The sequence below is a fragment of the Mesorhizobium japonicum MAFF 303099 genome (genome assembly GCF_000009625.1).
In the GTDB taxonomy this organism is placed as follows: Bacteria; Pseudomonadota; Alphaproteobacteria; order Rhizobiales; family Rhizobiaceae; genus Mesorhizobium; species Mesorhizobium japonicum.
The window spans coordinates 5876553-5888978 of record NC_002678.2 but is presented as its reverse complement, the minus strand read 5'-3'; the positions used below and the strand labels follow the sequence as shown (position 1 = coordinate 5888978).

General features: G+C 64.1%; 9 protein-coding genes. 6 read left to right on the top strand and 3 right to left on the bottom strand.

Annotated elements, in window-relative coordinates:
• Positions 1-15: 15 nt before the first annotated feature.
• The gene (locus MAFF_RS29100) at positions 16-1401 is read right to left on the bottom strand and encodes a PLP-dependent aminotransferase family protein (RefSeq protein ID WP_010914601.1); all 1386 of its coding nucleotides are present in this window, start codon (positions 1399-1401) and stop codon (positions 16-18) included.
• 83 nt (positions 1402-1484) lie between these two features.
• On the opposite strand from MAFF_RS29100, the gene MAFF_RS29095 reads away from it, so the two are divergent.
• The 6 genes from MAFF_RS29095 (at position 1485) to MAFF_RS29070 (ending at position 9231) form a co-directional block, all read left to right on the top strand.
• Positions 1485-1976: an Lrp/AsnC family transcriptional regulator gene (locus MAFF_RS29095; RefSeq protein WP_010914600.1), complete on the top strand. Its 492-nt coding sequence runs from the start codon at positions 1485-1487 to the stop codon at positions 1974-1976.
• Positions 1977-2106: 130 nt separating this feature from the next.
• Positions 2107-3600: an NAD-dependent succinate-semialdehyde dehydrogenase gene (locus MAFF_RS29090; protein ID WP_010914599.1), complete on the top strand. Its 1494-nt coding sequence runs from the start codon at positions 2107-2109 to the stop codon at positions 3598-3600.
• A gap of 32 nt (positions 3601-3632) precedes the next feature.
• Positions 3633-5012 carry an aspartate aminotransferase family protein gene (locus MAFF_RS29085; protein WP_010914598.1) on the top strand — a complete coding sequence of 460 codons (1380 nt, stop codon included), beginning with the start codon at positions 3633-3635 and terminating at the stop codon, positions 5010-5012.
• Positions 5013-5020: 8 nt separating this feature from the next.
• Entirely contained in the window at positions 5021-6124 is a 1104-nt protein-coding gene (locus MAFF_RS29080; protein WP_044549571.1) for an alcohol dehydrogenase family protein, read from the top strand.
• A 139-nt stretch (positions 6125-6263) separates the two neighbouring features.
• On the top strand, positions 6264-7760 hold the full coding sequence (locus MAFF_RS29075; protein WP_010914596.1) for an HAL/PAL/TAL family ammonia-lyase: 1497 nt from the start codon (positions 6264-6266) through the stop codon (positions 7758-7760).
• 400 nt (positions 7761-8160) lie between these two features.
• Positions 8161-9231, top strand: coding sequence for an alpha/beta hydrolase (locus MAFF_RS29070; RefSeq protein ID WP_010914595.1), 1071 nt, complete (start codon positions 8161-8163; stop codon positions 9229-9231).
• A 70-nt stretch (positions 9232-9301) separates the two neighbouring features.
• Here MAFF_RS29070 and MAFF_RS29065 read toward each other — a convergent pair whose 3' ends face one another.
• Positions 9302-10741 (bottom strand): NAD(P)-dependent oxidoreductase, encoded by a 1440-nt coding sequence (locus MAFF_RS29065; RefSeq protein WP_044551497.1) that lies wholly within the window; start codon positions 10739-10741, stop codon positions 9302-9304.
• A 174-nt stretch (positions 10742-10915) separates the two neighbouring features.
• Entirely contained in the window at positions 10916-12262 is a 1347-nt protein-coding gene (locus MAFF_RS29060) for an NAD(P)/FAD-dependent oxidoreductase (protein WP_044549568.1), read from the bottom strand.
• Positions 12263-12426: the final 164 nt, after the last annotated feature.

Sequence of the window (12426 nt, the reverse complement as noted above, 5' to 3'; positions counted from 1 at the left end):
CTTTGGGCGACATGCTCAGATCGCGAGCAGCAAATGCTCCGGATCGCCAAGCAGCAGCTTGGTGACAACGCCGAGGCCGGCGCGCAGTTCCCCTTCGGTGGTCGAGCCCAGCGAGATGCGCACCGCCGGATGCCAGGGCGCGTCGGAAATGCGGAAGGATGTGCCGGGCGCGATTGCCACGCCCTGCAGCCGGGCCTGGGCGACAAAGCCCTCCTCGGCGCGGTCGTCGGGCAGTTGCAGCCAGATATGCAGCCCGTCGCGGCGGGCGCGGTAGTCGATGCGGGCCAACACTTCGGCGGCGATATCCTGCCGCCGCCGCAATGCGGCGCGCTGCCAGAGGACGAGCTCCATCGCCGTGCCGTCAGTCACCCATTTGGTGGCGATCTCGGCAACCAGCGGCGTCGCCATCCAGTTCGACACCAGATGCCGGTTGGCGACGGCGGCGACATAGCGGTCGGGCGCGGCAAGATAGCCGATGCGCAGGCCGGGCACGGTGATCTTGGTGAAAGAGGTGACGTAGAGCGTGCGCTCCGGGGCAAAGGCGGCGACCGGCGGCGGCCGATCCTCGACCAGCGGGCCCAGCACGTCGTTCTCGATGATGGCGATGTCATGCTTGCGCGCAACCGCGGCGATTTGTTCGCGCCGCTGGGCATCCATGAGCGTTGCCGTCGGGTTGATCACCGAGGGCTGCACGAACACCGCGCGGATGTCGGAAAGACGGCAGGCCTCGTCCAGCGCCTCCGGGATCAGGCCGTTATCATCGATCGGCAGTCCTTGGAGGTTGAAGCCGAGATAGCGTGCCAGCGGCACCAGCGTGTGGTGGCCGATCGCCTCGGTGGCAACGGTCGAGCCAGGCGGCGCCACGCTCATCAGCGCCACCGTCATGCCGGCGGTGGCGCCATTGGTCAGGCTGATGTTCTGGGCTGAAATGTCGAGCCCGCACAATTTCAGCCATTCGACCGCCACGGCACGGTGGCGCGGAAACACCATGTTGGGCCGGAAGGACAACGCTGAACTCGACGGCAGGTTTTCGGCAAGCCAGCCCAGTGCCTGCTTCAACCTCTCCAGATGCATGGGCTCGCAGACCGGCTTCAGGATGGAGAGATCGATGACCTCGCCCAGGCGCTCGGGCAGATAGGGCGGCTCCGGCTCGCGACGCTGCGTCTGGACAAAGCTGCCGCGGCCGATCTCGCCCGAGATCAGGCCGCGCCGGATCAATTCCTCATAGGCGCGGCTGACGGTCTGCACCGACAAATTGAGATCGTCGGCCAGCCGGCGATGCGTCGGCAGGCGTGCGCCATTGGCAAGGCGCCCGTCATGGATGGCGCGCGCGAACTGGTCGGCAAGCGATTGATAGGCTGGCCGCCTTATGAGCGCGGGGTCGGGTTGCCACAATGTCATGACTTATTAGAGATCGAAATCAGTGCAATTGACAATCGAAATAATGCGCCATCATGGTACTGTGGACGAAAAAGTGAGCCCTGATGACTGCCGCGAAACTCGACGCCATCGACCTCAAAATCCTCGACGCCATCCAGCGCGACGGGCGCATCACCAAGCTGGCACTGGCCGAGCAGGTGGGGCTGTCTCCGACCCCATGCTGGATGCGGCTGCGTAAGCTGGAGAAGGCCGGCATCGTCTCGGGCTATCACGCGAGGATCGCCATGCGCGTCGTGGCGCCGGTGGCCACCGTGCTGATGGAAGTGACGCTGGCCAGCCACCGCCAGGCCGATTTCGACCGCTTCGAGCGCGTCATCCGCGATATCCCCGAGATCGTCGCCTGCTGGTCGGTGGGCGGCGGCGTCGACTATGTGCTGAAGGTGATGGCGCGCGACATCGACGCCTACCAGCGGCTGGTCGACGGCCTGCTCGACCGCGAGATCGGTATCGACCGCTACTTCACCTACATCGTCACCAAGACGGTGAAAGAAGAGATCGCACTTCCCATCGCCGAGTTGCTGCCGGTGTCGCCGTAGTGCTGGAGAAATCGTCTGCAGAGGCGGCACAATAGAGAGAATCTCTCTACTTCAGGACACCCAAACAGCCTCTCTGTCCGCCCACGACGGATAGTCTCCCAGGATCAGACCGAACCGGGAGGCTTCGACCATGTCCGCGCATTTCGCCCGCTCGCATCGCCATGAGGCGCTCGACCGCCTCGCCGACCGCCGTCTGCTGCGCGAACTCGCCTATGTCGACGGCCACTGGACGGCGAGCGAGGCCGCCGAAAGCTTTGAGGTCACGGATCCGGCGACGGGAAGCACGGTCGCCTTCGTCGCGGCGCTGGATGCACGGCAAACGACACAAGCAATCGACGCCGCCGCGCTCGCTTTTCCGGCTTGGCGGTCGCTGCTGCCGCAGGAGCGGTCAAGAATCCTGCGAAAATGGTTCGAGCTGATCATCACCGCGAAAGACGACCTCGCGTTGCTGATGACCCTGGAACAGGGCAAGCCCTTGCAGGAATCGCTCGGCGAAATCGACTATGCCGCCTCTTTCGTCGAGTGGTATGCGGAGGAAGCCAAGCGCCTCAACGCCGAGAGCGTCACCAGCCATCTGGCGAACGCAGAAATGATGGTGCGGCGCGAGCCGCTCGGCGTCGTCGGCATCGTCACGCCGTGGAATTTCCCCTCGGCCATGCTGACCCGCAAGGCGGCCGCCGCCCTTGCCGCCGGCTGCACCATTGTCGCGCATCCGTCCTCGGAAACGCCGCTGTCGGCGCTGGCATTGGCCGAGCTTGGCGAGCGCGCCGGACTGCCGGCCGGTGTCTTCAACATCGTCACCGGCAAGGCCGCGACGATCGTCGGGCGGATGTGCGAAGACACACGCGTGCGCGCCATGAGTTTTACGGGCTCGACCGAGATCGGCAGGCTGATTGCCGCGCAGAGCGCGCCGACGATGAAGCGGCTGGTGATGGAGCTTGGCGGCCACGCTCCGCTCATCGTGTTTGCCGATGCGGATCTCGACAAGGCGGTGAGCATCGCCATCGACGCCAAATTCGCCACATCGGGCCAGGATTGCCTCGCCGCCAACCGCATCTACGTCCAGCGGCCGATCCACGATCGCTTCTGCGCTGCCTTCGCCAAGCGGATCGAGGCGCTGCGGACCGGCAATGGCCTTGACGACATGACCGACATCGGGCCGCTGCTGCATGAGCGCGCCGTCCAGAAAGTCGAGGAGCAGGTCGCCGATGCGCTCGCCCATGGCGCGCGCTGCCTTGCCGGCGGCAAGCGACACCAGGCCGGGCCGCTGTTCTACCAGCCGACGCTGCTGGCCGACGTTTCCGACGCGGCGCTGATCATGCGCGAAGAGACTTTTGGGCCGGTCGCCGCGGTGACGCCTTTCGACAGCGAGGACGAGGTGATCGCGCGCGCCAATGCCACGGAATATGGCCTGGTTGCCTATGTCGTGACGGATAACGGTGCCCGCCAGCAGCGCATGGGCCGCGCGCTCGACTACGGCATGGTCGCCATCAACCGGGTGAAGATCACCGGCGCTCCGATCCCGTTCGGCGGTGTCAAGCAGTCCGGCATCGGCCGCGAGGGCTCGCGCCACGGGCTCGAAGCGTTCACCGATCTCAAGTATCTCTGCCTGGACGTCGCATAAGTCCGCCCGGCCACATCTCAAGGAGACCAAAAATGCTCAACCAGTCCAACGAACTCAACGCCTGGGATCGCGACCACTTCTTCCATCCCTCGACGCATATGGGCACGCACGCACGCGGTGAGAGCCCGACCCGCATCATGGCCGGTGGTGAAGGCGTCACCGTCTGGGATAACAATGGCAGGAAGAGCATCGACGCCTTCGCTGGCCTCTATTGCGTCAATGTCGGCTATGGCCGCCAGAAGATCGCTGATGCCATCGCCACACAGGCGAAGAACCTCGCCTACTATCATGCCTATGTCGGACACGGCACCGAGGCCTCGATCACGTTGGCCAAGATGATCATCGACCGCGCGCCGAAGGGGATGTCGAGGGTCTATTTCGGCCTCTCCGGCTCGGACGCCAACGAAACCAACATCAAGCTGATCTGGTACTACAACAATGTGCTGGGCCGGCCGGAGAAGAAGAAGATCATCTCGCGTTGGCGCGGCTATCACGGCTCGGGCGTGATGACCGGATCGCTGACCGGGCTCGACCTGTTCCATAACGCCTTCGACCTCCCGCGCGCGCCGGTGCTGCACACCGAGGCGCCGTACTATTTCCGCCGCACCGACCGCTCGATGAGCGAGGAACAGTTCTCGCAGCACTGCGCCGACAAGCTCGAGGAGATGATCTTGGCCGAAGGTCCCGAAACCATCGCCGCCTTCATTGGCGAGCCGATTCTCGGCACCGGTGGCATCGTGCCGCCGCCTGCCGGTTACTGGGAAAAGATCCAGGCGGTGCTGAAGAAATATGACGTGCTTCTGGTCGCCGACGAAGTGGTTACCGGCTTCGGCCGGCTGGGCACCATGTTCGGCTCCGATCATTACGGCATCAAGCCGGATCTGATCACCATCGCCAAGGGCCTGACCTCGGCCTATGCGCCGCTGTCGGGCGTCATCGTCGCCGACAGGGTGTGGCAGGTGCTGGTGCAGGGTTCCGACAAACTCGGCTCGCTCGGCCATGGCTGGACCTATTCGGCGCATCCGATCTGCGTTGCCGCCGGAGTCGCCAATCTCGAACTGATCGACGAGATGGATCTGGTGACGAATGCCGGCGAAACCGGCGCCTATTTCCGTGCCGAACTCGCCAAGGCCGTCGGTGGCCATAAAAATGTCGGCGAGGTGCGCGGCGACGGCATGCTGGCAGCGGTCGAGTTCGTCGCCGACAAGGACGACCGGGTATTCTTCGACGCTTCGCAGAAGATCGGGCCGCAAGTGGCGACAGCGCTGGCCGCCAGCGGCGTCATCGGCCGCGCCATGCCGCAGGGCGACATTCTGGGCTTCGCACCGCCGCTCTGCCTGACCCGCGAGCAAGCCGACATCGTCGTCTCGAAGACTGCGGATGCGGTGAAGAGTGTGTTTGCCAATCTCTGAGATCGACGATGACTGCCATGACCACAACCGTCCCTGCCACCATGGCCGCCGTGCTGCTCACCGGGCACGGCGGACCGGAAAAACTCGTCTACCGCACCGACGTGAAAGTGCCCTCGCCTGACCCTGGTGAAGTGCTGGTCGAGGTCAGCGCCTGCGGGATGAACAACACCGACGTCTGGGTGCGCCAGGGCGCCTATGGCACGGAAGAGGACGCGGCCGCCGTGTCGACCTGGCGGCGTCAGGGCAACACGCTTGTTTTCCCGCGCATCCAGGGCACCGACACGGTTGGCACCATCGTTTCCGTTGGCGAAGGCGTTTCGCCGGAGCGGATCGGTGAGCGGGTGATGGTCGATTTCTCCATCTACAACCGCGATGACGATTCACTCGCCGACATCGACTATATGGGTCATGGCCGCGACGGTGGTTATGCCGAATACCAGACCGTGCCTGCCGAGAACGCCCATGTCGTCGATACTGATATGAGCGATGTCGAGCTCGCCACCTTCTGCTGCGCCTACCTGACCGGCGAACAGATGCTGGAACGCGCCGGCTTGAAGGCCGGTGAGCGTGTGCTGGTCACCGGCGCTTCGGGCGGCGTCGGCTCCGGCATCGTCCAGCTGGCGCGGGCGCGCGGCGCCATTCCCTATGCCGTCGTCGGCAAGGGCAAGGAACAGGCGGTGCTCGACATCGGCGCCGAGGCCGTCATCACCCGCGGCGTCGCTGACCTGCCGCGGGCCGTGGCTGAAGTGACCGGCGGCCAGCCGATCGACGTGGTCGCCGATCTCGTCGGCGGCGCGATCTTCAACGACCTGCTGCGTATTCTCAGGCCCGAAGGCCGCTACACCACCGCCGGTGCAATCGCCGGGCCGGTGGTGCAGCTCGATCTCAGGACCATGTATCTCAAGCAATTGCAGCTGCATGGCTCGAGCCAGGGCACGCGCGCGGATTTCCGCCGTATCGTCGGCTATATCGAGGCGAAAAAGATCCGGCCGCTGGTCGGAGGTGTCTACAGGCTCTCCGATTTCCACCGCGCACAGGCGGATTTCGTCGCCAAGGATTTTGTCGGCAAGCTGGTGGTCGTCCCCGATGCCATCGCGGAGCGGCAGGCATAGTTTCCTGATCCTCGCTCTGGCCACCTTCTCGCCGCTGCCCCAATGGGAATGGCTTGCAGTCGCGTCTGCGAGCCGTCACAAACGGCTACGCCCGTTGTAATGCTGGTCCGGGCATCTGGTCACAGGATACAGGCAAGACATGACAGCCCGGATAGTACTGCTCGACGCCAAGCCGCTCGGCGTGGCTGACGTCGCCGAGATCGCACGCCGCAACGCCCGGTTGATGCTGGGCGAAGAAGCGATGCGCCGAATCCGGGCGAGCCGCGCCCTCATCGAACATCTGACCGGGCTTGGCAAACCGATGTACGGCGTCACCACAGGCCTCGGCGCCTGTGTCGACACGCCGCTCGCGCAGGCCGACCTGATCGCCTTCCAGCACAGCGTGCCGCTCAGCCACAGCATGGGCATCGGACCGGCGCTCCCGACAGAGGCGGTGCGGGCGCTGATGACCGCGCGCATTTCAGGTATGGCCGCCGGTGGCACCGGCACCTCCGAACGCGTGGTGATGGGCCTTGTCGCCGCGCTCAATGCCGGCGTGCATCCGGTGATCCCGACCTGGGGCTCGATCGGCGCGGCCGATCTTGCTCATCTCGGCCATATGGCGAGGTCGCTGCGCGGCGATGGCGAGGCGGAGTTCCAGGGCCGGATCATGCCCTCCGCCGAGGCGCTTGCCTTGGCCCGGCTCGAGCCGCTCGACCTGCGCGAAAAGGACGGCCACGCCATCATCGTCGCCAACAGCCTGTCGACCGGAACGGCGTGCCTGTACCTTGAAGACGTCGCCCATCTCATCGACTGGGCGCTGGCCGCCGTGGCGCTCAACTACGAGGCGTTCCGCTCGTCCCTCACCGCGATCGACGAACAGGCGCTTGCCGCGCGGCCGGCCTTCGGCCAGCGCGAGATCGGCGCGCGGTTGCGCGCGGAACTAGCCGGAAGCGGCCTTTGGCAGGACAAGGCGGCACGGCGCTTGCAGGATCCGCTCAGCTATCGCTGCGTGCCGCAGGTCTGGGGTGGCCTGCTCAATGCGTTCGAACAGGCAAGGCTAGCGACCGAGATCGAACTGACCCATTCCGGCGATAATCCCGTGATCCTGGCCGAGGGCGAACGGGTGATTTCCAACGGCAATTTCGACCTGACGGCGATGACGCTGGCCTGGGAGCAACTGGGCCAGGCGCTCGCGCATTGCGCCGTCGGCACCGCCAATCGCTGCATGAAGCTGATGTCGCCGACAACAGCCGAACTGCCGCGCTTCCTGTCGGCCAGGGGCGGCAGCCGCCAGGGCTATGCGGAACTGCAAAAACCCTTGTCCGCGCTGGAGGCCGAAATTCGGCATCTGGCCAACCCGATGTCACTCAGCCCGCTCGCGGTGTCGGACGGCATCGAGGATCAGTCGTCGATGGCGCCCAGGGTGGTGGCCAAAACCGCTGAGATCGTCGAGCGCATGCGCTATCTCGTGGCGATGGAGCTGATCTTCGCGGCGACGGGTGTGGAGTTGCGCGGTGTCGTCGACACCATGGGTGAAGGGCCGCAGCGCACCTTCGCCGCCGTGCGCGCGCTCGTCAGCCCGCTCGACGACGACCGCGAGATGAGCACCGACATGACGCGGGTGGCGCGGATGGTGGCGGGTCCGCGCTGCTGAGCCGAGGGCCGATCCGCCAGGATCGGTATCCGGATTTTCCGGCGCGAACCTAGGCGTCAAGCACCAACGCGCGCGGCCCGCTACCAGGGCCATCGGTGTGATCGGTCGCCGCAAAAACTCAGGTTCGGCGCCATGTGTGGCGCATGCAAAGCATCAAGACGTGAAAGAAGAGATGTCGCAAAATTGCTTGCCGATACGGCATGAACATATTAGAAATAACAAATACGTTCTTTCATGACGTGAAATAACGGAACTACGCTTGGCCACCGCAAGCACTGCTAAAGTATCCGGAGAGAGCCAGGGCCCGGGTATGCGGTTCGCAGACAAGATTGTGCCGCCCTGGAGTGAATTGCCGAACGTTTGCCTGATCTGACACCCCTGATCCTGTCCGGAGGAACCTGTGGCCAACACCTACAAGGTCCATTTCGTCAGCAATCGAAACCCGATCGTGAACAGTCAGGGGCGGATCATCGGTTTCGGCCCCAATCCCAGCCAGGCCCAAGGCGTCGATCTTCGATATGGAGAGGTCCAGGTGACGGTCACCGGAGCTCCCAAGCAGGGCAAGATCGTGCCCGGCACCCTGCTTGTGTATGACGAGAAGATACTTGTCGAGAAGGGCAAGGCTCAAATTCGCGGAAGCGACCAGATGTTTGCCGCGCTTCATCCGGCATTCAGTGCGGCAAAGACGATCATCCTGTTCGCGCATGGCTTCTTCAACACCTTTTCCGACAGCGTCGAACGTGCGGCGACGATCCTGAGCTTCTACGGAATAGATGCCGAGATCATCGTCTTCAGTTGGCCCTCTGCCGGCACATTGATCGGCTACCAGCATGACCGGGCAACATCACGACAGAGTGGCCCCGCGTTTGCCCGAGTGATCCGCAGGTTGGCGACGGAGCTTGCCGGCCTTGCCCCGACGGCGCCGCGTCCGACCGTTCACCTGCTCTGTCACAGCATGGGAAACTTTGCGCTGCGTTTTGGCGTTCAGGCATTGCTGGCGCAACCGCAAGATACAAAACCCGGCGAGGCCCAACCGGCCGTACCGGCGACGCATCTTCCGACCATCTTCAACCAAATCATTCTCGCCGCCGCCGACGAGGATTCCGATGCGTTCGACCGGCAGGACAAACTGAAGGCGCTGCCCGACCTCGGGCGTGGGGTTACCGTCTACTACACCCATGAGGATTGGGTGCTGACCTTCTTGAGCGCTGCAATTGAATTCAACGGCCCCCGGCTTGGCGCCGGAGGCCCCGACAACATGGCAACCATCAGCGACAAGGTGAGTGCGGTGGACGTGAGCGCCGTTGTTCCAGCCGAACTCAACATGAATAGCCATCAATATTATCGGCTCTACACGCCGGTGCGCGACGATGAAGTCGCGGTGCTGGCAGGTCAAGCGCCCGATAAAATCCGCAACCGGGCAGCGACAGGCGTTCCACACCGATATCGGATCGAGCCTGCGGTGGGTTAAATATTGAAGATTGCGGCGGAGTGTCTCGCTCAGACCTGCTGCCGTGACAACCCGCGGCGACAGCGTGATGTTATTGATAAGGACCTCTGAGGTTGAGTTTCTCAGCCAGATGGCAGAAGCGGTCGATCAGCCGGACAAGTTCTTCGCCTCGTTCGCCGACAATCGCCCCACGCTTGGTGAGCGGCGCATCCGACAAAGCCTTCCACAACCGGCTTTGCCGATCACAGACATCCGCCAGTTCTGAGCAGTCGCTGGCAGTCAATTTCAAAAAATGATCCGCCGTCACCGGTCCAATGCCTGGGGGCGTTGTCGCCCCAAGCGAGAGATAACCCGGCGGCACGGTGCCTTTGGCATTGGTCACCGATTTGCGACAGATGACATCAAACAGCTGGTCGACGGCCTGTTTGGCGCCGGCGACGCGCGACGGATGGTCCGTATCGGCTGCAGCATGCGGCAGAAGTTCAAGTTTTTCGCCATGCCTCTCGACGAGGTCGAGATAGGGCAGCATCGGGCCGGAAAGGCGCCCGGTCGAGGCATCTCTGAACAGGTCCGCATCGATGGCGGCATGGCGCATCTGCCCTGTATCGAGGGCGTCGCCAAGCGCTGCGACGTCGACAAGCTCGCCGCGATCGTAATTGACCAGCACGGCGCCCTTGTTCATGCGGGACAAGACCTCGGCGCCGATGAGCCCGGCATTGGCGTAGCGGCCGGTCTGCGCGTCCTGCTTGCCGAGGCCGACATGGACGCTGAGCACATCGGCGCCTTCAGCCGCATCGGCGAGATCCGCCGCGAAGGCAAAGCCCTCGGCTTCGATCCAGTCGCGGTGCCGTGGCCGTGCATGGATCACCACGCGCATGCCGAAGGCGCGAGCGAGCTTAGCGACCTCACGGCCGATATTGCCGTAGCCGATGATCGCGATGGTCTTGCCTTCGAGCTTTTCGGTCGGGAAATCGCGCAGCTCCCTGCCGGTGTCGAAATCGGCGCGCGCCACCCGGTCGTGAAGCAAGCCGACCGGCAGATCCGGCAGGACTTTCAGGATCGCCTTCATCACCATCTGTGCGGTGGCGCGGCTGTTGATGCCGGGCGTGTTCATCAGCACCGCGCTGCCGCCCTCGCCGCTGCCGCCGCCCCAGGAGCGCGAGCCCATATTGCCGGTGCCGGCGCCGATCCGCACGCCGGCGAGCGCAAAGACGGTTTCGGGGGGCAGGAAGGTCGCCGCGGCAATGACGGCGTCATAGCGTCCGTCGCCGGCGGCTTCGATCAGCTCCTCGCGGGTGCTGAGATCCGGCTGGTAGAAGAAATGCACCCGGCCCCGCTCGAGGCCCGCTTTGTCGCCAAGCGCGGACAGGTGGAAGCGGCCGCCCTTGGCTTCGATATAGGCGCGCACTTCGCTGGGATCAGGCTTGCCGTCAGGTCCGAAGCGCAGGCCGACCAAATCGCAGATCAGCACGGTGTACATCCCCTGCGGATCGATCGGCTCAACGGCCTGTGTGTTGGTGTTTGCGGTCACGTCGTTTCCCCCATGCAAGAACGGAAAGGCCTGCCGATACAGCAGCACGCTCTCAGAACCTACTCAGCCGGAAAGGCGTCAGATCGATCACTGGCGGCAAACCGGCGGCGAGTTGCGACACGATCTTGCCGATGACGGCGCCGCCGATGAGGCCCGTGACGTCCGACGCCCGATCTAAAGGCTGGGTCCCAGCTTGATCGGGCTGCCGTCGCTGAAGCGGGATTGACGGAACCTGTGAAGATCATGCCCGATCTCGTTTCCCTGGACGAGGTCGGACACGACGCGGCCCATTCCGGGTCCGATGCCGAAGCCGTGACCGCTCATCCCGGTGGCAACAACGAGACCCGGAATTTCGGCGGCGCGATCAACGACCGGCACCACATCCGGCATCGCATCGATCATGCCCGCCCAGCTCGCCTTGATCGGCACCGTCTTGAACTGTGGGAAAAGTGCCGTGAATTCGCGCTCGATATCGCGCAACGCCGAGGCTTTGGGGGCGGGGTTGAGGATGCGCATCCGTTCGAAGGGGCTTTCCTCGTCCGCGTTCCATCGGCGTGGGGTTGACCAGCCGTCCGGATAGCCGCGCGGCGCCGCCGGCAGGTAGGAGGTGCCAAAAGGATTCGCCACCAGGGCAGGAACAAATTTGGTCGCGTGACGAAAGGCGTCAGGCCCGACATACAACTGGCTGGTGCCTCCCGATGCCAGCGTGTAGCCGCCATCCTGCCTACGCCGGAATGCGATATGGTCGTCGGCCACGGCACCAGAATGGATTTCGGGCATGGGTCCGGTCGCGGCGACGGTCGCCCTGACGCTGAGCTGCGGAATGGAGACGCCGTGGGTGCGCAGGAAGAGCGACGTCCACGCACCGCTCGCGACGACCGCGCTCGAGGTGGCGATACGGCCCAGTTCGGTCCAGACCCCGCTAACGCGTCCAGCCGATATGTCGAGCTTGCGCGCTGCACAATTCTCGATGACGGTGACGCCCTCCCGGGCGGCCAGGCGGGCAAGCGCGGGAACCGCGACCCATGGCTCGGCGCGCATGTCCGATGGGGTGGTCATCGCACCCTTGAAAGAGCGCGACATGGCCGGGATCAGCTTGGCCGTCTCGCCCTGGTCGAGGAGACGCGTGTCGACGCCGTGTATCTGGGCGATCTTCAGGAACTTCGCGAAGCCGGCCATCTCTTTGTCGGTTCGCGCAAGATAGGTGACGCCTGTCTGCCTCAGCCCGATGTCCTCGCCGCATTCCTCGGCCAGTTGACGCCAGAGGCGCTGCGCTTCGATGACAACAGGGAGTTCGTCGGCATCACGGCCCTGCTGGCGGATCCAGCCCCAGTTCCGCGACGATTGCTCACCGGCGATGCGGCCCTTTTCCAGCAATGTCACCGAAATGTTGCGCCGCGCCAGGAACAAAGCCGTGGTCACGCCGATGACGCCGCCGCCGATGACCACAACCTCCGAAGCCTTCGGCAACGGTGCTTGAAACTGGATCGGCATGGCTTCGGTAAAGGGAAAACTTGTCAAGGAAGACTGCCCTTCTTGCTATTGACGGCGGCGTCGGCCCTCGCTGCCGGACCTGGCTGGTCCGTGTCGGCGACGCAGAACTGATAGTCCGTCAAGACTAGGTCGAGCTGGAGAATCTGCGCGTCAATGCTATGAATTGTTTATGCCAGCGAAAGTCGCCTCGA